At 47.7% G+C, this 24,440-nt stretch carries 25 protein-coding genes; 11 read left to right on the top strand and 14 right to left on the bottom strand.

Annotated features, from left to right (window positions below; translation table 11 throughout):
- The first annotated feature begins 50 nt into the window (after window positions 1–50).
- On the top strand, window positions 51–239 hold the full coding sequence (locus H6F77_RS11475) for a hypothetical protein (protein WP_190488492.1): 189 nt from the start codon (window positions 51–53) through the stop codon (window positions 237–239).
- A 6-nt stretch (window positions 240–245) separates the two neighbouring features.
- On the opposite strand, the gene H6F77_RS28355 is transcribed toward H6F77_RS11475, so the two are convergent.
- Complete coding sequence (locus H6F77_RS28355) at window positions 246–374, bottom strand: hypothetical protein (protein WP_255515725.1); 129 nt, start codon at window positions 372–374, stop codon at window positions 246–248.
- Between the two features lie 392 nt (window positions 375–766).
- Here H6F77_RS28355 and H6F77_RS11470 point away from each other — a divergent pair, with 392 nt between their 5' ends.
- Genes H6F77_RS11470 through H6F77_RS11460 form a run of 3 tightly spaced genes read left to right on the top strand, consistent with a single transcriptional unit; the run spans window position 767 to window position 2,900 of the window.
- A complete protein-coding gene (locus tag H6F77_RS11470; protein ID WP_190488490.1) occupies window positions 767–1,846 on the top strand; it encodes an EndoU domain-containing protein in 1,080 nt (359 codons plus the stop codon).
- Window positions 1,847–1,861: 15 nt separating this feature from the next.
- Window positions 1,862–2,368 (top strand): cupin domain-containing protein, encoded by a 507-nt coding sequence (locus tag H6F77_RS11465; RefSeq protein WP_190488488.1) that lies wholly within the window; start codon window positions 1,862–1,864, stop codon window positions 2,366–2,368.
- Between the two features lie 49 nt (window positions 2,369–2,417).
- Window positions 2,418–2,900: a pentapeptide repeat-containing protein gene (locus tag H6F77_RS11460; protein WP_190488486.1), complete on the top strand. Its 483-nt coding sequence runs from the start codon at window positions 2,418–2,420 to the stop codon at window positions 2,898–2,900.
- A gap of 593 nt (window positions 2,901–3,493) precedes the next feature.
- On the opposite strand, the gene H6F77_RS11455 is transcribed toward H6F77_RS11460, so the two are convergent.
- The 3 genes from H6F77_RS11455 to map all read right to left on the bottom strand — a co-directional run bounded on the left by H6F77_RS11455 (window position 3,494) and on the right by map (window position 7,089).
- Window positions 3,494–4,900, bottom strand: coding sequence for an amidase (locus H6F77_RS11455; protein ID WP_190488484.1), 1,407 nt, complete (start codon window positions 4,898–4,900; stop codon window positions 3,494–3,496).
- A gap of 104 nt (window positions 4,901–5,004) precedes the next feature.
- The gene (locus H6F77_RS11450; RefSeq protein ID WP_190488483.1) at window positions 5,005–5,991 is read right to left on the bottom strand and encodes a lysophospholipid acyltransferase family protein; all 987 of its coding nucleotides are present in this window, start codon (window positions 5,989–5,991) and stop codon (window positions 5,005–5,007) included.
- A gap of 270 nt (window positions 5,992–6,261) precedes the next feature.
- A complete protein-coding gene (gene map, locus H6F77_RS11445) occupies window positions 6,262–7,089 on the bottom strand; it encodes a type I methionyl aminopeptidase (RefSeq protein ID WP_190488481.1) in 828 nt (275 codons plus the stop codon).
- Window positions 7,090–7,512: 423 nt separating this feature from the next.
- Here map and H6F77_RS11440 point away from each other — a divergent pair, with 423 nt between their 5' ends.
- The gene (locus tag H6F77_RS11440) at window positions 7,513–9,477 is read left to right on the top strand and encodes an ABC transporter ATP-binding protein/permease (protein ID WP_190488479.1); all 1,965 of its coding nucleotides are present in this window, start codon (window positions 7,513–7,515) and stop codon (window positions 9,475–9,477) included.
- A 107-nt stretch (window positions 9,478–9,584) separates the two neighbouring features.
- Here H6F77_RS11440 and H6F77_RS11435 read toward each other — a convergent pair whose 3' ends face one another.
- Together H6F77_RS11435 and H6F77_RS11430 are read right to left on the bottom strand one after the other, a co-directional pair.
- Window positions 9,585–9,947, bottom strand: coding sequence for an FHA domain-containing protein (locus H6F77_RS11435; RefSeq protein ID WP_242022074.1), 363 nt, complete (start codon window positions 9,945–9,947; stop codon window positions 9,585–9,587).
- Between the two features lie 142 nt (window positions 9,948–10,089).
- Window positions 10,090–13,008 carry a M16 family metallopeptidase gene (locus H6F77_RS11430; RefSeq protein WP_190488477.1) on the bottom strand — a complete coding sequence of 973 codons (2,919 nt, stop codon included), beginning with the start codon at window positions 13,006–13,008 and terminating at the stop codon, window positions 10,090–10,092.
- Window positions 13,009–13,378: 370 nt separating this feature from the next.
- Here H6F77_RS11430 and H6F77_RS11425 point away from each other — a divergent pair, with 370 nt between their 5' ends.
- From H6F77_RS11425 to H6F77_RS11415, 3 genes are all read left to right on the top strand, one after another.
- Window positions 13,379–14,632, top strand: a complete 1,254-nt coding sequence (locus tag H6F77_RS11425; RefSeq protein ID WP_190488475.1) for a metal ABC transporter substrate-binding protein — start codon at window positions 13,379–13,381, stop codon at window positions 14,630–14,632.
- A 114-nt stretch (window positions 14,633–14,746) separates the two neighbouring features.
- Window positions 14,747–15,589 (top strand): metal ABC transporter ATP-binding protein, encoded by an 843-nt coding sequence (locus H6F77_RS11420; protein ID WP_190488473.1) that lies wholly within the window; start codon window positions 14,747–14,749, stop codon window positions 15,587–15,589.
- Between the two features lie 65 nt (window positions 15,590–15,654).
- Window positions 15,655–16,494, top strand: coding sequence for a metal ABC transporter permease (locus tag H6F77_RS11415; RefSeq protein ID WP_190488471.1), 840 nt, complete (start codon window positions 15,655–15,657; stop codon window positions 16,492–16,494).
- A gap of 289 nt (window positions 16,495–16,783) precedes the next feature.
- Here H6F77_RS11415 and H6F77_RS11410 read toward each other — a convergent pair whose 3' ends face one another.
- Together H6F77_RS11410 and H6F77_RS11405 are read right to left on the bottom strand one after the other, a co-directional pair.
- Entirely contained in the window at window positions 16,784–17,218 is a 435-nt protein-coding gene (locus H6F77_RS11410) for a VOC family protein (protein WP_190488470.1), read from the bottom strand.
- Window positions 17,219–17,297: 79 nt separating this feature from the next.
- Window positions 17,298–17,807 (bottom strand): TIGR02652 family protein, encoded by a 510-nt coding sequence (locus tag H6F77_RS11405; RefSeq protein WP_190488468.1) that lies wholly within the window; start codon window positions 17,805–17,807, stop codon window positions 17,298–17,300.
- Between the two features lie 78 nt (window positions 17,808–17,885).
- On the opposite strand from H6F77_RS11405, the gene H6F77_RS11400 reads away from it, so the two are divergent.
- On the top strand, window positions 17,886–18,440 hold the full coding sequence (locus H6F77_RS11400) for a gamma carbonic anhydrase family protein (RefSeq protein WP_190488466.1): 555 nt from the start codon (window positions 17,886–17,888) through the stop codon (window positions 18,438–18,440).
- A 94-nt stretch (window positions 18,441–18,534) separates the two neighbouring features.
- On the top strand, window positions 18,535–18,654 hold the full coding sequence (locus H6F77_RS11395) for a photosystem II protein Y (RefSeq protein ID WP_190488464.1): 120 nt from the start codon (window positions 18,535–18,537) through the stop codon (window positions 18,652–18,654).
- 540 nt (window positions 18,655–19,194) lie between these two features.
- Here the strand turns inward: H6F77_RS11395 and H6F77_RS11390 are convergent.
- The 6 genes from H6F77_RS11390 to pedR form a co-directional block, all read right to left on the bottom strand.
- Complete coding sequence (locus H6F77_RS11390; protein ID WP_190488462.1) at window positions 19,195–19,410, bottom strand: NAD(P)H-quinone oxidoreductase subunit O; 216 nt, start codon at window positions 19,408–19,410, stop codon at window positions 19,195–19,197.
- 431 nt (window positions 19,411–19,841) lie between these two features.
- Complete coding sequence (locus tag H6F77_RS11385) at window positions 19,842–20,759, bottom strand: DNA-formamidopyrimidine glycosylase (RefSeq protein WP_190488459.1); 918 nt, start codon at window positions 20,757–20,759, stop codon at window positions 19,842–19,844.
- A gap of 3 nt (window positions 20,760–20,762) precedes the next feature.
- Complete coding sequence (locus H6F77_RS11380) at window positions 20,763–21,140, bottom strand: photosystem I reaction center subunit IV (RefSeq protein WP_190488457.1); 378 nt, start codon at window positions 21,138–21,140, stop codon at window positions 20,763–20,765.
- A gap of 81 nt (window positions 21,141–21,221) precedes the next feature.
- Window positions 21,222–21,872, bottom strand: a complete 651-nt coding sequence (locus H6F77_RS11375) for a DUF6391 domain-containing protein (protein WP_190488455.1) — start codon at window positions 21,870–21,872, stop codon at window positions 21,222–21,224.
- Window positions 21,873–22,058: 186 nt separating this feature from the next.
- Complete coding sequence (locus H6F77_RS11370; protein ID WP_242022073.1) at window positions 22,059–22,718, bottom strand: TolB family protein; 660 nt, start codon at window positions 22,716–22,718, stop codon at window positions 22,059–22,061.
- Window positions 22,719–22,735: 17 nt separating this feature from the next.
- Window positions 22,736–23,011 (bottom strand): photosynthetic electron transport-dependent transcriptional regulator PedR, encoded by a 276-nt coding sequence (pedR, locus tag H6F77_RS11365; protein ID WP_190488453.1) that lies wholly within the window; start codon window positions 23,009–23,011, stop codon window positions 22,736–22,738.
- 104 nt (window positions 23,012–23,115) lie between these two features.
- On the opposite strand from pedR, the gene H6F77_RS11360 reads away from it, so the two are divergent.
- Entirely contained in the window at window positions 23,116–24,093 is a 978-nt protein-coding gene (locus H6F77_RS11360; RefSeq protein WP_190488451.1) for a carbohydrate kinase family protein, read from the top strand.
- Window positions 24,094–24,440: the final 347 nt, after the last annotated feature.

Below are 24,440 nucleotides of genomic sequence, written 5' to 3'. Positions count from 1 at the left end.
GCTGAAGAGTTTCAGCGTCTTCCGTAATGTTAATTTTTACTACACCTGACATGGACAGATTTCAAGATAACACTTCCTCAACTATGTGTATCACATTTAAAGTGAAATGGTATAAGCCATTTCCACCTACCCAGGCATGGTTGCCAATTATCGAAATAATTACCAACTCATTAACTGGGTGCATCAGCAACCCCGATCGTGCAGCAAATCGCAACGGCACAACGACGCGAAATTCTTGATTGGTATCACCAGCTAGGCGGTTCCATCAAGCGCCTTAACTGAGCGATCGCCTTGCCTTGCAGCATGGTCAAATTGATGAAACTATTACTATATTTGAGAGGTGCAACATCAAGCACGGACAAAACTTCCATCATTATTTAAGCAAACATCGACATCGCATCGTCAACTAAAATTAATTCAAGGCTGAACAACTCGGTTACATTGACTTGCATGCCGTTGAATCTGTCGCCTCCGCATCTGAGGAACGCAACCGAAGGCTGAAAATGCCTCTCACCTAGCCCATTGGGGCTGCCTACCTCAATGGGCTAATTTTGGAGCAAACCTGATATGCTTGCCCAGCAATAGCTTTTGCTCGCCGCGTTGCTTGCCATAGGGTTAAGCCGTGCGTAATAGAGCGATCGCGCGTCAGACTTGTCTTGACCCGTAACTAACAAATATCCGGAATAGGACAGCAGCCGCTTGAAGATCGGGTGCATCATATGCTCTGAATTATGGGCATAATTGCATTTGATTTACCTTCAAATTTATGAAACGTAATTTTTTGATTAAACTAGCACCCAGCCTAGCGATCGCTACCGCCCTAGCATTCCCTTCCATAACTACTTTTGCGTCAATAGATGCTGCTTTAGCTCAATCTGCGCCAGCCTCTGGAACCTTCACCGCCACTCGCACCTGCGCCGCACAAAGAGCAATCAACGGCGCGAATCCTGGAAATATCCGAGTTTCAAACGGTCAGCGCTATCAAGCCTTTGGCTTCAACTCTGCACAGAAAAACTTTATTTTAATCAAAGTACCTGGTGCTAGCCCGGAACGTCGCTGGGTTAACGCCTCCTGCGGCACTTTTTCTAAAACTAGCTCTTCACCCATAGCCTCCCCAGGCGAAACATCACAAGCAACCTTATTGCCATTTTTTGATAACGTTAATAACCTAGAACAGCACGGGTTTCCCAGAAATAAACAAGCAGACATTACACCGCCGCCACCACAACTGAATGCCTTGGACCAAGCTGTGCTGAAAACCTGCGGAACAATCGGCAGTAAAGTCAACGCAAGAGATTTCAAACAATTGATGGCAGATAACCCAGATGTGCTGCGCGAAATCAAGCAGGCTGTAGGCGGTAAACTGCGTCCAGTTCGGACTACAGAGGCAGAATTTTTGGACGATCTAACAGCTGTTTGGTCTCAACGTGAAGGTTTTGAGCATATCTTTTGCGGTGAATTAGATGGTTCGCAGAAAATTGGCGGATTGCATTTTGCTGGCAGATATCTACAACTGCAACAGCAGGGAATCGCCGGACGTTTACCCCAAAACTTAGGGAAAGAAGAGGTAATTCCTGGCCAAATTTATACGCTGGGTGTAGTTATCAAAAACGGCAGTCAAACTGTGCGCGACGATCGCAAAGGTTATGCCCTTGGACTTGATGCTAAAGAAATTCTTTTAAATGCAACTAAAGCATTTAACGCGCAAGGAAATGCTCAGGGGGCTTGCCTTCTGCCCATACAGGATGGACAAGCATCTTACAAAGCTGTTTTTGTCAAAGATAAAAGCGCGATAGTTACCTTCTATCCTGATGCAACACCTAGCGGTAAAGCTTGCAGAAATTAAAATGAGAAAGAGGCAATGAACAAAGATCGGGAGAGCCACGAAAGCTTTACAAAAGCCCACTTCGACTTCGAGGGCTTACCTTATCTAACCAGTCCGCGCCGACAGCTAAATTTGCATGCTGTAGGCATCGGACTGATTCAATTGCCACCAGACGAAGGCTATACCTTCACTCACAGCCACGCCGAACAGGAAGAAGTTTATATCGTCATTGAGGGACAAGGCACAATGCTAATTGATGGGGAACTTGTGCCAATCGAGAGAGGGGATTTGGTAAGAGTTTCTCCACAGGCTAGAAGGGCACTTAAGGCAGCGCCAGAAACCGTCTTATTTGTTATTTGTGTAGGCGCGATCGCCGCTGGCTATCCAAAAAATCCAGAAGCCCGCTATACAATCGATGATGGTACGCCTCATTACGACGATATTCCGCCCTGGTATCAAGGCAGAGATGACATCGCCGAGAGAAATGCGCGATTGAAAGCAAGAATGCTAAAGTCGCAAGCCAAGCGGGAGAATCAGCAGTAACAGTAAGGTTGGCAGTGCCCACCTTCTGCATCCTCTACGGAGATGGGTTATGGACGGCGAAGAATTGAGAAGACGTTACGCTGCTGGGGAGAGAAATTTTGCTGGACTCAATCTCAGAGGTGCGAATATCAGTGGATCTAATCCGGCGGAAGATATTTTTGTTGATATTGACCTGAGTGGAATCAATTTGAGTGGTGCCGATCTCAGTGGTACTATTTTGGCTGGTGCCAATTTGAGTGGAGCTGATTTCAGCAATGCCAACTTGACTCGTGCCACATTGGATCTCTGCAACCTCACCAGCGCTAATTTTTGTAGGGCTGATTTGACCAAGGCTTCCCTGGCTGCTGTCGAATTGAGAGATACTAATATGAGTGGTGCTGATTTGCTGTATGCCGAAATTACCCAAACTCAACTGGGTAACACCAATCTGAGTGGTGCCAAGCATTTGAGTAATGTTGACTGGACTGGAACTAAGGTCTCTAACCTCGTTTTGGAGGATGGAACCGTAATCGATTCCGATCATGACTGGTGAGACTGTAGCTGGTTGAGAAACAGCCAACAGAGGTAGTGTCAATCCACCATTTGGAAAGTTCGTAATATTCTTTTCGAGGATATCCTCAACTTCATCAGGAAGAGGTAGCCCTACATAGTAATGATGATAATCACGCCTTTCACGCTATAGATAAACTGGTGTCATACTCATGAATAAAATACCAGATAGCTCTTATATAATTGGAGATTTTTTTAGATAATGAAAGAGTTTTTCTTACCAAGCGGGATATTATTTGTCTGATCGTATTAGGAAATTTTTCTCTATAGTTCTTTTTGCCAGTAGCCTTGGATACTGACTTGTATCTTTTTGTAGAAAAAACTATTTGATAAGCACTCCAAAAGTCTGTATAGCTGACAGCGCATTGGCGATAAAAATCCAGAAGCCCGCTATACAATCGATGACGGTACGCCTCACTACGACGATATTCCGCCCTGGTATCAAGGCAGAGATGACATCGCCGAGAGAAATGCGCGATTGAAAGCAAGAATGCTAAAGTCGCAAGCCAAACGGGAAAATCAGCAATAACAGTAAGGTGGGCAGTGCCCACCCTACTCTCTGCGGTTTAACCTTCTTCATCCCAAAGCGAAAGCGGGGCGATGCTGAATCCAAGGTTTCGCGGCTTCCAGCTGTGCAGCAATAGCGATTAGCGTGGCTTCAGCAGCAGGACGCCCGACAATCTGGACGCCGACAGGTAAGCCCGTAGTGGAATCGAATCCTGTAGGAATTGCTATGCTCGGCAATCCGCTAGCATTAAACGGCGGACAGGGCGCTACCCAAAAAATTATCTTTTGCAGTGTCTCTTCAGGACTTAGGTCAGCGTACTCGCCAATGCGAATCTGCGGATGCATATAAACTGGCAGCACGAGGGCATCATAATTATTAAAAAATCCCACAATCTGCCGCGACACAATTTGCATCTGAGCAACCGCTTGCAAGTATTGGCCAGCTGAAGCAGATTGCTCGGCATTCCAGCGATTCATCGGGCTGAGTACTTGGGGGGGAATCCCTGGTGCTACTGCACCTGCCTGCCAAATCTTAACAAAAGGTTCAATCAATCCGTTGAAATCCGGGCAAGCCTGTTCGACAACGTGCCCCATTCCTTCCAAGAGTTGAACGGTTTCTAGGACGGCTTGCTGACACACCTCATGGGCATCACCGACCGGGGGGATTGATGTCGAAAAAGCCACCCGCAGGGCAGCTGGGGGCTGTTGTGCAGCGGCTATAAACGGCTTCTCTGGATTAGGCAACCAGTAGGGGTCGCCCGTGACATAGCCCGACATGACATCGAGTAGCGCCGCCGCATCTGCAACGGTACGACCTAGAGGGCCATTAGTGGCAATGCCATTGAGATAATCACCTACAGGGGCATACGAGACGCGACCTCTGGCTGGTTTAATGCCCACCAGCCCGCAACAGAAAGCGGGGCCGCGAATTGAGCCGCCGCCATCAGAACCTTGAGCGATCGCGCACAATCCTGCCGCTAGCGATGCAGCCGCACCCCCACTCGACCCCCCTGGTGTATAGTCCAAATTCCAGGGATTTCGTGCGGGTGGAAAACCAACTGGTTCTGTGTATGGCAAAGATCCCAGCTCGGAAGCCGCAGTTTTACCCAAAATAATGAAGCCGGCGTGCTTAATTCGCGTCACTACGGCATCATCGTGGGTGGCTATTTTATCCATCAGAACTGGCGAACCGTAGGTGCAGCGGACATCGGCAACTGGGTTGAGGTCTTTGATGGAAATCGGCACGCCAAAAAAAGGCGGCAATTCTGGAATGTCGCCTGCTAACGCTTCAGTCTTGGCTTTGGCATCTGCAAGAGCTTTATCTGCTATTACCGTAAAATAGCTACCCAATTGGGGATCTAATTGCTGAATGCGTTCCAGGTAAAGTTCCACTAACTCAATGGGCGAAACTTCTTTAGTGCGGATCAACCGCGCTTGTTCTAGAGCTGGGGTAAAAGCTAAATCAATTTTATTCATTTTTGGTATTGGTCATGGCTCATGGTTGATGGTTCATGGTTAATAGCTCATGGCTTTTGAAGCGCAAACTATTAACAATGCACAACGAACAAAAATCAATTGGTTCACCAAAGCATATGGTTGAGGAAGTAATTCCCCAACTTAAACTCATTTGGTTGGCGACGATCTTTGGCCAATAAATCCATTAAGGCATCTTGCACGGCGTCTAGCGCCGCTTGCACTTCGCGTGGTTTTGGTCTGGGCGTTCGCGTAGCGTCTCCGTAGGAGTCTCGCGGGAAAATCAATGGTTCGCCAAAACGGAGCGTCAATTGCTTCCTGAAATATAAATCTTGCGTACCAATAATCCCGACAGGCACAATGGGAACCCCAGCACGCAGGGCATAGATGACAGCGCCGCGCTTTAGGGGTAGGCGCAGGCTCCCCTCAACAGTCCCCAAGCCGCCCTCTGGAAAGATGATAATCCCATCGCCGCGAGTAAAGATACTCTGAGTTATGCGATCTAGCTGTCGCAGTGCCTCGATCGAACTGCCATCGGGGACATCCTGCTCGATTGCAGACGCCAACTCAGCGAGATCGTCGCGTCCGGACAACGCACCCTCAAGGACAGCAATTTCTTCTTTCCAAATGCGAGCTAGGGGGATAACTCCCCCGCTCAGGCGCAGGATTTGCCGCTTCCACCACTTGTTATATAGACTGCGTGCGTCGCCCAAAATGTAGTAGTAGGGACTTGCAGGTACTTCAGACAAAATGAGCAACGGATCGAAGTGGCTGAGATGGTTTGGCGCTAACATAGCAGCACCAGTGGGAATGCGTTCGGGGTTCTCAACTTTTACCCGAAAGAGTGTGTGGATGAGCGATCGCAACACCAAGCGACGCACTAAGCCACTGATGCGGCGCTCTCCACTTCCTTTAACAATAGCTTCAGCATTATCGAGGGCTTCTCTAGCAATCGATTGGGCATCGCGATCGCGTGCAGCCGCAAGCCCTTCTCTAGCACGCTGGATCGTCGCGTCTGTAAGTGGTGGCAGTATTAGCCCAGTCGTGTCGCGCGATCTTCGCGACTTCGGCTCATCGTCTGATGTGGTACTCATCGAGTTGAAGCACCTGATATTTCACTTGCCATCAAAGCCTAAGCTATAGGCGATCGCGATGGAACTCGTAATTGACAGTTTACTGGATTGTCCTATGGGAAGCGTTGTTCAGGTCACGCGATCGCTGCACCAAGCCATAACTTTGATAGACACTTTATTTACTGTCACTGTCTGAACTGTTCTTAAACTTTAGGGGAGAAAGTTTAAAGCCCGCTGGCGCGGGCTTGTTAGTAGCAGTAGCCTATGATTTGTAGCCCCCGCGCGATCGCCTTAAACCTTAGAGCGATCGGTTAAAATCTCGTAGCCGTCCTCTGTCACCAACACGGTATGCTCAAACTGAGCCGAGAGGGAGTTATCCACCGTTACCGCCGTCCACTTATCTGCTAACGTGCGGGTGAACCGAGATCCCTGATTCAAAATTGGTTCAATTGCCAACGTCATCCCAGCCCTTAACTTAACATTAGGCATTTCCCGAGTGCGGAAGTTGAACACAGAGGGTTCTTCGTGCAGATTGCGACCGACGCCGTGCCCCGTAAAGTCCTCGACTATACTAAAGCCATTGGCTACCACATGGTCTTGAATCGCACCAGCAAGATCCAACAAGTAGGCTCCAGCTTTAACTTGCTCGATTCCCTTGTAGAGAGCTTCTTCTGCCACGCGAATAAGCTTAGCCGCATCGGGCGTCACATCACCAACTGCAATGGTGATGCACGAGTCGCCATGAAACCCTTGAAAATAAGCACCAGTATCAACTTTCAAGACATCGCCCGTGCGAATCACCTTTTTGGGGCTAGGGATGCCATGCACAACTTCGTTGTTGATGCTAGAGCAAATAGAGCCGGGGAAACCGTGATAGCCTTTAAAGCTTGGCGTTGCGCCCATTTCTCGGATGCGCTTTTCTGCATAGGCGTCTAAATCCGCTGTTGTCATTCCCGGCTGCACCATCTGGGAAATTTCTTTCAGCACCGTCGCTACAATTTTCGCCGCCCCGCGCATAATTTCAATTTCGCGCTGCGACTTAATTTCAATACCTCGACGTTGTTTTTTCTCGCGGGGGGGCTGAGATGGTTGGGAAAGCAGATTGCTGAAAATGTTCATGGAAATCTAGAGATGGCTACGTTTAGGATATCAACAGGGTTATGGGATTCGACAAGCGCTCTTTGATAAATTCCACCGTAAAATCATTAGGCTTCACGGACGCCCGACTGCATTCACGAGTGCATTGCGGCTTGACGAGGACATATGCATCGGGCGTCCCACGCGACCGACAGAGTTTGTTTAGTATTTCTATCTTAAGCTACCTTAGATTGCACCCCTATACGCACGCGCTAACGGCTAATGCCTAGGGCTTCGCTGACGCTACCGCCACCCCGTCCTTATGGCTAAATCTGCTTGATAGGTAGGTATCGCATACTCAAACTATCCGGCAGGTAAGCGTTAGGGTGCGTTAATTATTGTTATAGGCGGCACGCGCTGGGAATATTTTCTTCGAGCAACCTTTTCTTTTTTTATTAGTTAACCATGAATAAATTTGACTTTCAGTTGTGGAAGCGATTTTTGTCCATTGCACAACCTTACTTTTATCCAATCGAACGCCGCAGCAGTAAAGTTTTTCTAGTATTACTGCTGCTGCTACTGGTATTTCTCTTCGCTGCTATGTTTGTGCTGGTCAGCATCGTAAGCTTGGGGACTCAAGCTATTGCTCCTGATTTTTTCAACAGTATTGCTGAAGGGTTAGCCAAATTACTTAAATCGATTATCAACTCGCCATTTATTGGTTTAGTTGCTCTAATGCTAATCGTCCCCCTGGGTGTATTCTTCTACTTTAGAAGTAAGTTGCTCCCACGTTGGCAGCAATGGGCAATATTGGCTTTGTTGCTATTTTTAGCGATATCAGTTAGCGGACTAAACGTAATTATTAGCTATGTCGCTAATTATTTTACTACAGCTCTAGCTGAGAAAGATAAGCCTGCTTTCTTACGCTTTTTGTTTGTCTATGCTTCTGTCTTTGTAGTAGGTACTCCCATTGTAGTAATTTACCGCTACATCCAAGACAAGCTGGGGCTTTACTGGCGAGAGTGGCTGACCAATACTTTTTTCGATAAATATTTTGCGAACCGGGCTTATTACGAAATCAACTCAGATCATACAATTGACAACCCCGACCAGCGAATATCTGAAGATATCAAATCTTTTACTACCACGAGTTTATCTTTTTTATTAATCATCTTGGGAGCTATAATTGACATTGTTTCTTTTACAGGAATTCTTTGGTCGATTTCTAAGGGTCTTTCCATTTTTCTCGTGGTTTACGCTACCTTCGGAACTGCTGTTACCGCTTATTTTGGCAGAAGATTAATTACTCTAAACTTCAATCAACTAAGACGCGAAGCGGACTTTCGCTATGGCTTAGTTCATGTCCGGGACAACGCGGAAGCGATTGCGTTTTATCGTGGCGAACAGCAGGAGTCCATTCAAGTAAAGCGGCGATTTATTGAAGCATTGCAAAACTTCAATTTGCTAATCGGTTGGCAGCGAAATCTTCGTTATTTCACCAGAGGGTATGGCTATGCTGTAGTTATTTTACCTTCATTAATTCTTTCAGGTATATATTTTGAGGGTAAGATAAAGTATGGAGACATTATCCAAGCTGGCTTTGCTTTCAGCCAAGTTTTAGAGGCATTGTCTTTGGTTGTAAGCGAGATCGATCGGCTTAGTGCTTTTGCTGCTGGTATTAATCGTTTGGCTACATTTACAGATTCTTTGGAAGTTAAAACAGCAACCGATAAATCTGGAGTAACAATGATTGATACTGTTGTCGATTCTCAAGTGTCACTCGAACATATTACTCTGAATACACCAAAGTCTCAAAAAACTTTGATTAGCGATCTTTCATTAGCGGTACAACCGGGTGAAGGGCTATTAATTGTGGGACAAAGCGGTGCTGGTAAGAGTTCGTTACTAAGAGCGATCGCTGGTTTGTGGAATGCTGGTACTGGTCGCCTGGTGCGACCTAAACTAGAGGAAATGCTGTTTTTGCCGCAGCGTCCCTACATGATTTTGGGTTCCCTCCGCAGTCAGCTGTTATATCCCAACATTGAGCGCGAGGTGAAGGAAGAAGAACTATACAGCGTCTTGAAACAAGTAAACTTGGCAGACTTACCAGAAAGAGTCGGCGGTTTTGATGCAGTCTTAGACTGGGCTGATGTTTTATCTTTGGGCGAACAACAGCGATTAGCATTTGCGCGACTGCTGCTAACCAAACCTCGCTATGCAATTTTAGATGAAGCCACGAGTGCTTTGGATATCAAAAACGAAGCCCGTCTTTACCAACAATTGCAAGAGTCAGACACCACATATATCAGCGTAGGACATCGCCCCAGTTTGGTGAATTATCACCAGCAGGTTCTGGAATTAGAGGGAGATACTAAATGGCGGCTGATGTCGGCTAATGACTACGCGGGTGAGGGTAGTTCGCTTGCTTAAAGCGTGATAATAACCCTCTAACCTGACGGGTTAGAGGGCTATTATGAATAGATAATTCCTCCTCTATTCCTCCATTCAAATAGCGTTAACTTAACAGTTATATTCAACTAATCAGCAAGCTTTTTAACAACATAATATATCAGGCGTACCTGGGGGCCAAAAAGAATCTCATCTTTATCTTGCAAATCGTAAGATTGACGTTTTCGCCCGTTAATGAGCAATCCATTAGCACTAGGATTACCGTCTAAGTCGCCGTCCGAAATTCGATAATAAGAGACGTCTCCAGGGGGATTGCGTACTAAAATTGCGTGATGTTTGCTAACAAATTGTGAGCAGAGGCGAATATCGCAGTCTCTATGGCTGCCGATTGAATAGACATCTCTTTCTAGAGGACACTGCCTCCTTCCCTTTTGATCTTCAATGGTTAGCAAAAGCTCGAATTGCTCCTCGAATTGCTGTGCTATGTACAATTCCTTAACCTCACTTGTAGATATTGGGAAATAGCAGTTTACCCTGTCGATGAATGTAAACTTGCTACTCAGAGGCAGAAATAGCGATCGCTCCTGTCATCCCAGCTTCTATATGTCCCGCTATCGGGCAACGCAGGCTGATTTAACGGGATGCTGATACAGGTGGCCCTGCTGTAACTACTACCAGATTATCGGGATAAAGCAAATCAGACGCAGCCCCGCGTACATCAGCCAAAGTAACAGCCTGAATTTTATCGGTAAACTGTCTGAGTTCTGCCGTATCTAAGCCATAAACTTCGTTCATTAAAATCGTCTGGGCTAAATCGTCTGGATTGATGAGGGAAATAGGATAGCGGCTGGCGATCGCTTGCTTTGCTGCTGCTACTTCATCCTCTCGCACTCCCTTGACGTGCAACTGCCTTAACAATTCGACAGTACTGGCGATCGCGCGTTGGCTGTCTTCCGGCGCTGTCTGCATTTGAATTAAAAACAAACCTGCATTAATTCCCGCTTGGAAATAACTATATATCCCGTATGTCAACCCTTGGCGATCGCGGATTTCATTGCCCAGCCGACTCGATAACGTGTCGCCACCTAGAATCTGATTCAGCACCGTTGCTGCATAGTATCGCCTATCTTGTCGGTCGATGCCGTTGTAGCCCAGATATGTAATTGATTGAGCTTTACCAGGGAGGATAGGGTTAAGCTGAACCAGTTTCGGCGGTGATGGGACGGGGGGAAAATCAAGCGTCGGTGGTTTGCCCTTTGCTTTCCACTTCCTAAAAGAGGTTTCGATAAGCGATCGCGCCTGTGAAGGTTCAAAGTCTCCCACTAGCGTCAGCACGGTCGTATCAGGTCGGTAGTGCTTTTGCTTAAACGCCACCACATCCTTACGGGTAACGCGCTTCAAACTTTCTGGGGTGGGAAAAACATGGAATGGATGGTCTTTAGGGTAAACCGCCTGCTGAAACGTCTGTTCCGCAACATTTTGGGGAGTATCTAACTCTTCTCTTAAAGCGGTTAAATTTTGTTGACGGATTAATTCCAGCTGATCGAGGGGAAAACTTGCATTTTGCAGCACGTCAGCCAGCGTCTCTATTAATGCGGGCAGATCTGCACTCAGGCTGTTGCCATCAATAATTACACCCTCACGGGATACCTCAAAATCCAAGCTAGCCCCTATATCTTCTAAAACCTTACTTAGGGTATGAGCATCTTTTGTTGCGGTTCCATTCATCAAATTGGCCGCCGTTAGGTTGGCAACGCCAGCAACCTCCGGTCGGTCAAATTCAGTACCAGCCCTGACGAAACCACTCAACGTCACCGTCGGGGTACTTTTGTCGGGCATGAGCAATACTACCAAACCATTTGATAAGCGTACCTTCTCAGGCAATAGTGGGGGCGGCGCGATCGCTGCGCTTGGTCGATCGGCGTCAAGGTTTTTTGCCTCTCCATCCACTTGGGGTAGGTACGCGCTCACCTCAGCTGGATCTACTGGCGGCCCTAGATTAAACTTTTCGGTAGTTTGAGCAGAAGCCTTACCAGCCGGACTGGTTTGGCCAGATTCTTGGGTCGGCTCAAAAAAGCCAATAGTGCGATTAACTTTATTCAGATAGGTTCTCGCTACCCGCTGAACATCTGCGGCGGTTACTTTCTCGACGCCTGCAAGGTAGCGATCGCTGTAGCGATAATCTCCCGCTGTTGTGTGGTCATAGCCTAGCTGCATCCCCTGACTAACGATATCTCTGTTCTGCAAAATCGCACTAGCTGAGAGTTTTGCCTTTGCCCGGTGCAATTCTTCTTGTGTTATGCCGCGATCGCGCAACTTGGCGATCGCTTCTTCAAATACCTGCTCTAGCTTTGTCAATTCCTGCCCAGGTGCCGCCGTCGCCGACACATCGTACCAACCCCCATCGAGCAAGCTAGACGCATCAGCGCTTACTTCTGAGGCAATGCCGGATTCTACTAAAACTTGATACAGTCTAGAATTCCGCCCCTCGGTGAGAATGAAGTCCATTACATCCAACGCTGGTACGTCGGAATGAGCGATCGAGGGTAAGGGATACACAACCTCGAAAAGTGCCGCACTTCCTGGCTCTCGCAAAATAATATTTGCGGTTGGGGATTTTTGATTTTTGATTTTTGATTGGGGTTTTTCTCCCAGTTCCTTTTCTCTATCGGCGCTAGGTCCCAATCCTTTAATATTGCCAAAAATTTCTTTTACAACCTTTAGCGTCGGTTCCGTTTGAAAATCCCCCACAATAACTAAAGTTGCGTTGTTAGGGCTGTAGTATTTACGGTAGTAATCGCGTACCTGCTCAACTGTAAACTTCTGCACATCTGCCTTTGTTCCACCTACAGGCAACCCATAAGCTCGATCGGGAAAGGCGGCTCGCATTACAGCACGATTTAGTCTGTAGTCGGGGCTGTTTTCGTATCCCTGCAACTCGGAAATTACTACTCGTTTTTCACTTGCCAGACTTGCGGCATCTATGCGGGAATTTTGCATTCTGTCTGCTTCCAACACCAGCAGACTTAACAGCTTTTCTCGCTCTACTGTCGCAAAGTAAGCCGTTTGGTCGTAGCTTGTGAAGGCATTTGCGTCGCTGCCCAAAGCACTAAAAAGACGCCCGAATTGAATTGGGCGGCTAGTGGTGCCTTTAAAGAGCATATGTTCTAGCTGGTGAGCAATACCATTTACCCCCACCGCTTCGTTGCGCGAACCGACTTTGTACCACACTTGTACGCTCACTACAGGTGCCGTATGCACTTCCTTTGTCAGGACAGTCATCCCGTTATCAAGAATAGTCTTGACGACGTTTTGGGTGAGCGATCGCCCCGAAGCAGAGGATAAATCGCCGTTCGATGACTTCTGGCTTGTAATTCGTAATTTTTGAGCGCTCAAGTTTTTTTGCGGGTAAGGAGCAGCCGAAGACGACACGCGACCTGCAATTAAGTGAGTATAATTACCTGGTGGCGTGGAAAATAGCACGACACTAAGGCCGAGGCCAAACAGCAAAACCAAAAGGCTATAGCGACGCAAAATGGCTAAAAAAGGCATGAAACTAACATTAACATTTTGGAAAATTTAACAATAGGGTCTGGCTGGTGGTATAAGCGAATACACCGAGGGTAGCAGCACAGCCTGAAATTAACGAGCGCCTAGACAACACATCACCACTAGGCTAAAAAGTATACAGCGCTTCATTTATACCAAATTGGGTTTGGGGCATCCAATTTTGAAAACAGAAAAATACGTCCTTGGGAGTAAGATTTCAGGACTCTAAGATGAGTACTTGCTACTCCAGACGGATTTTGTTGAAGAAAATCTAAAAATTGCCCGAAAATGCCCGTATGGGGCATAGTATCTTCACGCCGAGACAAGCTCTACTTCTATTTAGATACGTTTACATATAGATGATTGACCGCTAATGATGAAGATCTCTACATTGCTGGTAGCACTGAGCTTCCTAATTGTCGCTTGCGGTGCTAATGAAAACACAGCAGTGTCCCCCAGCCCCTCAGCCACCCCGGATGCTACTGTATCACCTACCACACAGCCAACGAGTACGCCTGGACAAACAGGAGCAAGCCAAACCCAAGGCAAGCCATTAGTAGTGACGACGGTGGCCCCCATAACCAATATAGTCAGCAACATTGCAGGCGATCGCGTCGATGTTAAGGGTGTTATTCCAGAAGGTACTGACTCTCACACCTTCGAGCCTCGTCCAAGCGATGCGGATCTGCTATCTAAGGCCAAACTGATTATGGTCAACGGTCTTAGCTTAGAAGTGCCTACGCAAAAGCTGGCAAATTCCTCTAAACCCCAAGACACCAAAATCTATCAACTTGGTGATAACACCATCACCAAAGACCAATGGATGTTTGACTTCAGCTTTCCCAAAGAAAAGGGAGACCCAAATCCTCACCTTTGGGTAAACCCCAAATATGCTGGAGCTTACGCCAAATTAGCCGCCCAACAGCTAACAGAGTTAGACCCTGCTGGCAAGGATTACTATGCCACCAATCTGCAAAAGTACCTGCAACGACTTGATGAACTCGATAAAGTCACAAGAGCAGTTGTCCAGAGCATTCCCGCTAAAAACCGCAAGCTACTCACCTATCACGATTCTTGGGCTTATTGGGCGAGAGAATATGGCTTTGATGTAATTGGTGCTATCCAACCAGCAGATTTTCAAGAGCCTTCCGCTAAAGATGTAGGAAACCTCATCGATCAAGTTCGTAAAACAGGCGTGCCTGCCATTTTTGGCTCTGAGGTATACCCCAGCAAGGTAGAAGAACAAATTGCCCGCGAAGCAAAGGTGAAAACAGCTAATACTGCTGATGATGAACTACCAGGCCAAGGTTCAGCAAATGCAATGGAAAACACTAATCCAGAGCATACCTATATTGGCATGATGGCTAACAACCTGAGAATTATCGCTAGTAATTTAGGGGGCAACCCAAAGCTGGTTGACACTCTCAACACTGCTAATGTGGTAGGCCCAACAGCAACGGTCACTCCAAGTGCGACACTTAGCCCTAGCCCAACGGCAACGGTCACTCCAAGTGCGACACTTAGCCCTAGCCCAACAGCAACGGTCACTCCAAGTGCGACACTTAACCCTAGCCCAGCAGCAACGGTCACTCCCACTGCAACTACTAGCCCCACAACAACGCCATAGCTAATTGGTTGTTAGCAGTTAATTTTAGCCTTGCTAACCGATAGATAACTACTAACAAATTAGGCTAACTGCTAACTAAAACCAATAGCTAGTAAATACTAACTAATAACAAGAATGGAACATCTGCTAGAAATTAAAAACCTCGCGTGTGGCTACCAGACACAACCAGTGTTTACAAGAGTGAATCTAAGCCTTTACCCCGGTCAACTGTCTGGCTTAGTGGGGCCGTCAGGAAGTGGGAAAAGCACCTTGCTAAAGGCAATTTTAGGGTTAGTTCATCCTTGGGCTGGCGAGGTTTGGTTTCGAGGGAAGCGGTTAAAGCCAGGTGAACCGCCGCCGGGAGTCGGCTACGTGCCCCAAGTGGAAACGGTAGACTGGAATTTTCCCGTCACTGCGGAAGAAGTGGTAATGATGGGGCGTTACAAACAGCAGAAAATTTGGCCTTGGGCTTCTAGACGCGATCGCATTGCTGCCCGGGAACTGCTAGCTCGCGTCGGTGTTGAGCATATCGCCCATCAACCCATCGGGGAACTATCGGGGGGGCAACAGCAAAGGGTTTTTCTGGCTCGTGCCCTTGTGGGAGAACCAGAAATTGTTCTTCTAGATGAACCCACTAGCAGTTCAGACCTGCGAGTTCAGCACGAACTTCTGCATCTATTGGCAGAGTTGAACCAGCAAGGCTTAACAGTACTACTCTCCACCCACGACCTCAACTCAGTCGCCACTCACCTGCCTTGGGTGGTGTGTTTTAATCACGGCTTGATCTGTCAGGGTCAACCTATTGATGTTCTGACTCCTGCTACCCTAGAGCAAACGTTTGGGGCTGAAATGGTAGTTTTCCACCATGAAGACCGGATTTTAATCGCCAACGCTGGGACTTCCCTGCGCCATCAACTACAGCAAAATTTACCTCCAAGCTTAAGTAAAGCAAACTCAAATTCTGCCTTTTTAGGTTAGCGAGCAGCAGGCGCGTGGGTAGTCTAACAACTAAAAATGTGCTTAGTAAAAAATAGCAATTAACTATGGATTTTTTCCTTAAACCCTTTCAATACGAATTTTTTACTCGTGCCTTAATTGTGGCGATGCTGGCAGGACTTTTGTGCGGTGTCATGGGGGTTTATATTACAACTCGCCGCATGAGTTACATTGCTCACGGACTTTCCCACGCTATTTTGGGAGGAGCCGTCCTTAGCTATGTTTTGGGTCTTAACTTCTATATTGGGTCAGGGATTTGGGGCTTTGGTGCGGCTTTGTTGATTCAATACCTAACAGGAAATAAAGTATATTCCGATGCTGCTATTGGTATTGTGACGACCGCTAGTTTTGCCTTGGGCGTGGCGATTATCAGCAAGTCTCGCAACTTCAGCCAGAATTTTGAAGCGGCTTTATTTGGCAATGTGCTGGGTGTTTCGGAAACAGATTTATGGATAGTGTTGGGCGTTACTGTTTTCCTTTTAGGTCTGGTTTTCTTCTTTTATCGACCTTTATTGTTCTGGTGTTTTGACCGAGAAGTTGCTCAGGTTCACGGTGTCCCCGTTTTTGCGATGGATACTCTTTTTGCTTTGATGCTGGCTACTTTGCTTGTGGCGACGCTAAATGTTTTGGGGGTAACGCTGATTATTTCAGCTGTTGTAATTCCAGCTTCAATCGCTAGACTCTTGAGCAATCGCTTTGGTTACATGATGATTATTTCTGGGTTTCTGGGAGCAGCGATCGCTTTGGCGGGTATCTACCTCAGCTATTACTTCGACATCGCCTCTGGAGCTAGCGTTGTTCTGCTTTCAACGCTTATTTTCGGTGGCGTTTTGCTCTGGACTCGCTTTCACCGCAGGCAGAAACGTCATCTTCCTTCTTTGCATTAACTGTAGGCGATCGCGCCAGTAATTGGCGCTAAATATCGCCTTTCATATGCTATTTTCTGATACCCTACGTGACGCATCATCTAATGCTTTTCTCTGAACCCCGCGCACGGGACAAACGTCCCATGCGCGTCAACCCACATATTTCTCAACTGCTGTATATGGGCAGACAAATACAATTACTATATTATGATGTTCTGTTGCACAACACAATAGGTTTTACAAAACTTTATAGAATAGTTTGAAGGAAAGAAGATCGAGATTTTGGCGGAGAATTGAGGAGCGATCGCGCCTAGCGTAAAACGCGGATAAATTCCAGGGGCAAGCCATCCGTATCGGCAATAAAAGCAACTTCGTAAACGTGCGAACCTATCATTTGTTGAGTAGGCTCTAAAAGTACCTTCAGCGGGTGTAACTGCTGTGGATTCTGGCTTTCTTCCTCCTCAAAACGCTCTTTTAAAGACATTAACCAGTTGGGAAGATCCGCTGTTTGTTCGGTTATATCAAAAGACAGATGATAGTAACCAACGTAATGCTCATCCTCAAACGCATCTGGTGCTGGTTTAGGTTCTGGAATTTGGATAAGTTCGATGCGCCCTCCCAACCCTTCCATCCAACAGGCGAGAGTGTAGCCAGTCGTGAAACGTTCCGAGACAGTAAATCCCAACAGTTCGTAGAAAGCGATCGCGCGATGAATATTTGCCGTGCGAATAGAAGCGTGATGCATTACTTGATGGTTGAGTTGTAGAGAGGCGATAAATCGCGTTTGAGTTTTGAGTTTGAATTTCGACTCCGGACTCCGAACGCTACTCAAACAAACGGAAATAAGGATATCGGACGGGAACGCCAGGTTCCTTCTCCAAATTGAAATTAATCACTTCCCAGCAAGGCTCCTGCGAGGGGTCTGGGCTAAACTCTACAGGCAAACCATACAGGCGGGGGCGCGGCGGCTCTGACTGGCCCCGCCAAGGCGTGCTGCGTTCTAGGTAGGAGCTAATCAATTCTCGATACCGACAGGCAATAATCACCCGAGTTGCTCGGTAGCCTTGAGTATAAAGGCGGTCTAACGCCTCGTGGATTTCAAAGCGAATTCCATCCGGATGCGTGTGCTGCCGATACCATTCCTCATTCCATCTGCGCCAGTGGCGCCCAGATTGTAAATGAATCAATTCTCCCGTCTTAGGATCTGCCTCAAAAGCACCATGACGCGGACACAGATACGTGTCCGTTAGCGTCAAGGCCGGAATCGTCTGGCGGCAGTGGGGGCACTGAATTTCCGCGCCAAAAATGGGGTACTGCAAGCCTGGATTCATCATTGAGTGGGTATCGGCCTATATTCTGTGCAACACCGTTAGTGGCTTTATTATATCTGTTGTCAAGTCTGTGGACATTGTGTGAGCAATTTCAACGAGCCATTCCCCCCCTTTGCATCTTATTGGCCAGATCTCGATCTGTCTTTAGCTGCCTTTGTCGCGCCGAATGCTGTTGTTATGGGCCAAGTAAAGCTAGCACTTGGGGTCAGCATTTGGTACGGCGCTGTCTTGCGCGGAGATGTAGAACTGATCGAAATTGGCCAACGAACCAATATTCAGGATGGGGCAATCTTACACGGAGATCCGGGTAAGCCAACCATCCTCGAAGAAAATGTTACTGTAGGCCATCGCGCCGTTATCCACTCTGCGTATATTGAACGAGGCTGTCTTATAGGCATTGGCGCTGTTGTCCTCGACGGCGTGCGCGTAGGTGCTGGTAGTATTATCGGTGCTGGCTGTGTCGTGACCAAAGACGTGCCGCCCTTGTCCCTCATGGTGGGGGTTCCTGCCAAGCGACTGCGCGATGTTTCTCCTGAAGAGGCGGCTGAACTCATAGAACACGCTATGCGGTACGAGAAGCTAGCCTTAGTTCACGCTGGCAAGGGGACAGACTTGGGATTCACCAAGCCAGATTGATTGCCATGTCAATGTGGAAAACTGTCCCAGTTGGGCTGAAAATAAAAAATGAGAATAGTTCAAAAATCTTCAAGCGTTAGAGAGGAAACTTCAGATGGAATTTGATTGGCGTGTTTTAATCGTACTGCTGCCAGTTGTCGCAGCAGCAGGCTGGGCTGGGTTGAATATTCTTCCCTATGCCTTGAAACAAATCCAAGGTTTTCTTAATAAATAAGTAACTAAGGGATTGGGGAGAAGAGTTTTGAGCGGAGCCGGAGACGCTCCGCTAAGGTTTTGTTAGCTGCTCCAAGTAGCACGTTTTGAGTTGAATTCTCTAATTCAAAACTCAAAATTGAAAACTCAGAACTATTTCCCCCTCTCTAGTCCCTACCCTAGTACCTAATTTTCTAGGATGGCGATCGCCCGCTTGATATTCTGCCTAACTGATTGCGCCCAGATGTGAAGCGCGGCGCATTCACTGTCTTTCAGGCTCAATCACCAATAGGCTTTCAACACCATATCCTCCAAAACGGCAGGGAATGCCGAGAAAAATATCGTGCAATCCATATTCGCTTTGGAGGTATGGCACAAGGAAATTAGTCGGGATTTGTTGTTTAAAATTGCCCCTACCATTAAGCAGTGGGCACAAGCGGGGGAAAAATAAGCAACCCCCGATTGCATGAATTCGACAATTTCCGTCCGGGCTTGCGGTTACTATCGATTAAGTGCTTAATGGTGGTGGGGGGGCGATCGCTGCGAACGTAGCCATTGGCAATTACTTAAAAGGTTCTAGTTGATCGGCACGCAACCAGACGTTTGGAGCGGGTACTTGACCAAACTTGATGAGTGCGTAATCACCTCGCAAGTCTACAACCTCACCCTTGCTTTCAAACATATAAGGCGGAAAGCGCGTGTCACTAGCTTGTGCTTCCAGACTATTTTCCAACTTTTCGCGAATAGCGCGGACTAAATCGCCTTTTTTTACTGCCATAACCCAATCTTTATTATTCTGGGAATCTTCTCTTCAGATTTTAAGGCTGTAATGGTTTAGAAGGTAGCTGCAAGTAAAGATTGAGTTGAAAATGCCATAGACCGATGCAGCAAGCTGTCTTATCGCCACAGCTAAAAGTAAAAGTCAAGCCTGGTGACAACACTTAGTCGATATCGTCCTCTCCGCCACAGTATGCTTTTGAGGGCTGTTACAAGCGCAAGACTTGCCTACTTAGTTAATATTTATACTTATTATTTTTGTAAATTCTTATAAATTCACTTTAGGCGCGATCGCAGCTTCAACGCAGCAGTATCCTTCTTCGGCTCCATCGCGGTTTCGCTCAAGATAGTTTGGGTAATTGCTAAAAGTTAAGATTTAAGAATGATGAGTTATAAGTTGGGAGTTGAAACTTATAACTCATCATTCTTCTTTTACCTATTCGCTCTTCTCTCTAGCCGTTGACACTGAGGACAGAAGTGAGATGAGCGTCCTGCTAACTTGAGGCGCAAAATAGGTGTGGTACAAACTCGACAAGCTTGACCAGCACGGTTATATACCCAAGCAACACCGCCATAGTTACCGTTAATACCTTGCACGTTGAGGAAATTACTGAATGTAGTGCCGCCAGCATCGATGCTAGCTTGCAAAACTTTAATAGTTGCTCCTCTCAGACGCTGAATTTGATCTAAGTTCAGGTCAGCACACAAAGTTTCTGGTTGCACGCCAGCGATAAACAAAGCTTCATCGGCGTAGATATTACCCATCCCAGCCACCACAGACTGATCCAGCAGGGCAGTTTTAATCGGGCGGCGACGATTTTTCAATTGCCCAGCTAGATACTCCAGAGTGAAACCAGGTGAAAAGGGGTCTGATCCTAATCTCTGCAAGCCAGTAATGATGGTTTCTGGTGGAGTATGGGGTGGAACCCACCACATCTGACCAAACGTGCGCTGGTCAACAAAACGTAATTCGCGCCCGCTGTCGAAAAACAGGCGCGATCGCGTGTGTTTTTGTAATGGCACTGAGGGATCTGTCCACAGTAGCTGACCAGTCATCCGCAGGTGAACCCCCAACCAACCCCCTGGGCTTTGTCCTAACTCCGGAGTCTGGAGTCCGGAGTCGGGGTTGAGAGGTTCGAGGTGAGATCTAGACAGTTCTGCCAGCAGGTATTTCCCGCGCCGATGCCATTGGTTAATAACCGTGCCCTTCAGACCTGTCAAAAAATCATCCCCAGAAAAAGGGTGGGCGATCGTGCGCTCTAGCAGCACGTCGCCACCCATAATTTCTTGGTTCAGCGTGACTTGATTGAGACCCCGCCGAACCGTTTCAACTTCAGGCAGTTCTGGCACAGCTTAACGCTTTTCAGTTCCCTGATTGCCGCCTCCCTCTACCAGAGGATCGCTATTTCCAGATTCTTGCGTACCCCGAGCGCTTTTATCTTGACTACCGGCCTTAACGCCGCTACCAGTTTTGCGCTTGCTTTCGTCAATGGGAGTTGAGGTAGGAGCGTTAGCCACGGCTTTCTTCGCGCCTGCTTTGGGTGCTTCAACCTCCAACACTTCGTTTACGGCGAAGTTGTTGGTGTTGACGCCAGCGTAGTTGACGTTATTGAAGCGGACAATCACGTTGTATTTGATGCCGCTCTGGTCAACAGAAGCTACTGTACCAGTGTCCTGGAACCAGAAAGATTCTTTGCGAAGAATCCGAACGATTGAACCACGTTGAACCATAAGTGTTTTTTCCCTTAAGTTACTAAGCTTCAGGGTACTACTGGAGTAGGACTCTCTGAGTAACAGAGTTTTTAATTTTTGTTAATGTTCGAGCCACCGCACCCGGACAAATTGCGCTGGACGCCCCCAAATGTCAGGCGTAGCGCTAATTTCTTCTATAGCTAGATTGAAGGGAATTGCGGTTGTCAGATACTTTTGGGCGAGGCTACCCAGATCGGGGGCTAACTGGGCAGCAGCACCCGCAGCAATACCCAAACCGATGATTTGCTCTATGGGGCCGCGAGGCAGTATGAGATGGGCGCTCAAGGCTAGTCCTGCGGTGACTAGCATCCCGACTGACAAGTTAGTTCCGCAGCGAGGATGCACGGCTAGGTTCCACTCGCCGCTGGTAATGCGGTTTAGGGCGATGCGAACTGCGCGTTGCAAGTCGATTGGGTTAACTTGGCCGTAGAGATAAAATCCTTGGTCGGTTGATAAGCCGCCGAGCAAGTCATTGTCGCTAGCCGTGCGATTGCCAGTAGTTCTGAAGTTAAGTGGTCTAGATGTATCGCCGAGAACCCAAACGGTTGCGTGTTCTAAAGCATGAACTTGACGCAGCATCAGGAGTTCTTTTAACCCAGGTATGAAGTTGAGTTGCCTGAGTATATCGCTATCCTGTGTGGGTTGAGGAGCGGTAAAGTCAAAGCTCCAGAAGTTGTCGGTCTGTGAGGAAGCCGAAGCAGCAGTAGTCATAAGCAGCACTACTTTAAGAAGCAGATTGATTAACTGAGATGTTTTTCAACTGTAGCGTTTACGTCTTGGAGCGATCGCAAATTTTTGTACGAAGCGCGATCGCCTTTTTATTTTTTGTAAACGCGCTTAATTCCGTTTCTAGGATAGGCTCTAGACCGGAGAGTGTTGATAATATGTAGCGCTTTTTTAAGGTTTAGCTGGCGGAGGCGGAACTGGTGAATTAGAAGCGGGCGAGGGTTGGGATTTCCCAGGACGCTTAATCGGTGATGACTGCCCGTTGGGTAAGGATACTTCAACGCTGCCGCGATCGTAAATTTCAATATCCCACTGCCCGGAACGGTTGGATTCAAAGGCAACAAAGCGACCGTTACCGCTGATGGTGGGATGGCGGACTTCGCTCAAAATATTGCCAGAGATAATTTCAGATTGTTGCGTCTGGCGGTCATAAACAAATACGTCCGGCTTGCCCCGCTCTTCTGATATGTAAACTATGTAGCGACCGTCGGCGCTAATGTCTGGCTGGTCTTGAAGGATACCAGACTGGTTGAGTCCTGGAAGATCGATCAGGCGATGTGAGGTGACATCGTATAAAAATATACCTCTGTTAGCTTGCCGATTAGAGCTAAATACTAAGTAGCGACCATCGTAGGAAAAACGGGGTTCTCGATCGGCAGCTAGGCTGTTGAGGGAGGCTCCGAGGATTTGCGGAGGAGGGGTAAGAAAGCCGCGATCGCCACATCCCGCCAATCCGACTAATAAAGTAATTGAGAGTATGGACAAAGGACGGCGATCGCGTCCTTTGTCTAACATCCACCGCAGGGTCAATGGCTTTAGAGCAATGACCATAGTTGTTTAACAAAGTTCTAGGAAATTACTTCATCAGTAGCTGATGGCAAGGGGCAGCAATTGACATCATTTATACAAACCTTCCCCCACTGCAAAGCCCAGCGTACAAGTTCTACACGATTGTTGGTCTTTGTCTTGGTCAGTATATTGCTAATGTGGTTATCAACCGTGCGCTTGCTGATTTCCAGCTTCTGGGCAATTTTATCGTTGGTTAGGCCATCAGACACTAGATCGATAATTTGCAGTTCCCGGTCGGAGAGAGTCGCGGGCGTCAGAGGCTCGGTATTAGCCATAAGTAATTTCCCCTTAGTATATCTACTTAGTATTTCTTTTATGTTAATACCTTAACGCGGGGTTACGCCTCTGGTAGGCTGAGAAAGGTGAAGAGGATGCAGCTGTGACTAATCCCCGTGTTCTGTGTCTAGGCGAGATTTTGTACGATCTGCTGGCCGATCAAATCGGGCGATCGCTCAACGAGGTGGAATCCTGGACTCCATATCCAGGGGGCGCTCCGGCGAATGTTGCTTGTGCTTTGGTCAAGTTAGGAACGCCATCTGGTTTTGTTGGATGCGTAGGGTCGGATGAGCCGGGAGAGGCTCTGGTGCAACTATTGCAGGAAGTTGGTGTAGATATGCGCGGCGTGCAACGTCACGCAACAGCACCGACGCGGCAAGTTTACGTGGTGCGATCGCAAACTGGCGATAGGGAGTTTGCTGGGTTTGGCGAGATCGACACGACAGAATTTGCCGATACTCGGCTGCAAGCTACTGAATTACCGGAACTTCTGTTTGAAAACGCTGATTTTTTAGTTTTGGGTACGTTGGAGTTGGCTTATCCGCAAAGCTGCGGGGCGATCGCACGCGCTATTCAGTTGGCAGATCGGCATCACGTGAAGATTTTATTAGATGTAAATTGGAGGCCAACATTTTGGCCAGATACCAGCCTTGCCAAGCCAGCGATTTACGATCTTTTGAAGCATGTTGATTTCCTTAAGCTGTCGAAAGAAGAAGCTGAGTTGTTGTTTGGGACAGCGGATGCAGGCGCGATCGCTTACCGTCTTGACACGATAGAGGGTGTCACGATCACGGATGGGGACAAGGGTTGCGCTTACTGTCTGGGGCAAAACGAAGGACATGTGCCTGCTTTTTCAGTCAACGTAGCCGATACTACTGGTGCGGGCGATGGTTTTGTTGCGGGTTTCGTTCATCAGTTATGTCAAGGCGGTATAAAGACGCTTAGCGATCCGGAGGCGGCTAAGCGGGTGGTGAGTTATGCCAGCGCTGTTGGTGCGTTGACGGCGATGAAGCCAGGGGCGATCGCATCCCAACCTACAGCAGCCGAAGTCGAAGCTTTTCTCTCGCAGCATGGGGGTTAGGGGTTAGAAAATTTATTTTTGCCTACGTTTAGTTAGAAAAACCCGGATTTGGGGGGTCTCCCCCCAATCCCCCCGTTGGGGGACGGGGTGCGTCCCCCAAGCCCCCTCCACATTGAAGTTTGGGCTGTGGCTGAGAGTTTTCTCTTTCTCTGGCTTTAGCTATGTTTAGCTGGAAAAATCCCCTCCACGTTAAAGTTTGGGCTGTGGTTGAGAGTTTTTTCGTTTTCTGGCTGTGTCGGGGAATGAATTTCGGAGGTCTGCTGGCTGTGAAACCGAAATCTCTTGTGGGCTTGTGATTTTAAGGGGGGTTTTTCCCCAGGATGTACTATGAGGAATCTTGGGGATGT

Source organism: Microcoleus sp. FACHB-831 (assembly GCF_014695585.1).
Taxonomy (GTDB): Bacteria; Cyanobacteriota; Cyanobacteriia; order Cyanobacteriales; family FACHB-T130; genus FACHB-831.
This window is presented reverse-complemented; position numbering and strand designations above follow the sequence as displayed.

What these genes read in the sequence shown, in the direction of transcription:
- H6F77_RS11430 (WP_190488477.1), bottom strand. Translation starts at nt 13,008, where the DNA reads ATGCCTTTTTTAGCCATTTTGCGTCGCTATAGCCTTTTGGTTTTGCTG.
- H6F77_RS11410 (WP_190488470.1), bottom strand. Translation starts at nt 17,218, where the DNA reads ATGCATCACGCTTCTATTCGCACGGCAAATATTCATCGCGCGATCGCT.
- H6F77_RS11465 (WP_190488488.1), top strand. Translation starts at nt 1,862, where the DNA reads ATGAACAAAGATCGGGAGAGCCACGAAAGCTTTACAAAAGCCCACTTC.
- H6F77_RS11450 (WP_190488483.1), bottom strand. Translation starts at nt 5,991, where the DNA reads ATGAGTACCACATCAGACGATGAGCCGAAGTCGCGAAGATCGCGCGAC.
- H6F77_RS11470 (WP_190488490.1), top strand. Translation starts at nt 767, where the DNA reads ATGAAACGTAATTTTTTGATTAAACTAGCACCCAGCCTAGCGATCGCT.
- H6F77_RS11440 (WP_190488479.1), top strand. Translation starts at nt 7,513, where the DNA reads ATGAATAAATTTGACTTTCAGTTGTGGAAGCGATTTTTGTCCATTGCA.
- H6F77_RS11370 (WP_242022073.1), bottom strand. Translation starts at nt 22,718, where the DNA reads ATGGTCATTGCTCTAAAGCCATTGACCCTGCGGTGGATGTTAGACAAA.
- H6F77_RS11460 (WP_190488486.1), top strand. Translation starts at nt 2,418, where the DNA reads ATGGACGGCGAAGAATTGAGAAGACGTTACGCTGCTGGGGAGAGAAAT.
- H6F77_RS11390 (WP_190488462.1), bottom strand. Translation starts at nt 19,410, where the DNA reads ATGGCAGTAAAAAAAGGCGATTTAGTCCGCGCTATTCGCGAAAAGTTG.
- H6F77_RS11420 (WP_190488473.1), top strand. Translation starts at nt 14,747, where the DNA reads ATGGAACATCTGCTAGAAATTAAAAACCTCGCGTGTGGCTACCAGACA.
- H6F77_RS11475 (WP_190488492.1), top strand. Translation starts at nt 51, where the DNA reads ATGGACAGATTTCAAGATAACACTTCCTCAACTATGTGTATCACATTT.
- H6F77_RS28355 (WP_255515725.1), bottom strand. Translation starts at nt 374, where the DNA reads ATGATGGAAGTTTTGTCCGTGCTTGATGTTGCACCTCTCAAATATAGT.
- H6F77_RS11380 (WP_190488457.1), bottom strand. Translation starts at nt 21,140, where the DNA reads ATGGTTCAACGTGGTTCAATCGTTCGGATTCTTCGCAAAGAATCTTTC.
- H6F77_RS11415 (WP_190488471.1), top strand. Translation starts at nt 15,655, where the DNA reads ATGGATTTTTTCCTTAAACCCTTTCAATACGAATTTTTTACTCGTGCC.
- pedR (WP_190488453.1), bottom strand. Translation starts at nt 23,011, where the DNA reads ATGGCTAATACCGAGCCTCTGACGCCCGCGACTCTCTCCGACCGGGAA.
- H6F77_RS11425 (WP_190488475.1), top strand. Translation starts at nt 13,379, where the DNA reads ATGATGAAGATCTCTACATTGCTGGTAGCACTGAGCTTCCTAATTGTC.
- H6F77_RS11405 (WP_190488468.1), bottom strand. Translation starts at nt 17,807, where the DNA reads ATGATGAATCCAGGCTTGCAGTACCCCATTTTTGGCGCGGAAATTCAG.
- H6F77_RS11375 (WP_190488455.1), bottom strand. Translation starts at nt 21,872, where the DNA reads ATGACTACTGCTGCTTCGGCTTCCTCACAGACCGACAACTTCTGGAGC.
- H6F77_RS11455 (WP_190488484.1), bottom strand. Translation starts at nt 4,900, where the DNA reads ATGAATAAAATTGATTTAGCTTTTACCCCAGCTCTAGAACAAGCGCGG.
- H6F77_RS11395 (WP_190488464.1), top strand. Translation starts at nt 18,535, where the DNA reads ATGGAATTTGATTGGCGTGTTTTAATCGTACTGCTGCCAGTTGTCGCA.
- map (WP_190488481.1), bottom strand. Translation starts at nt 7,089, where the DNA reads ATGAACATTTTCAGCAATCTGCTTTCCCAACCATCTCAGCCCCCCCGC.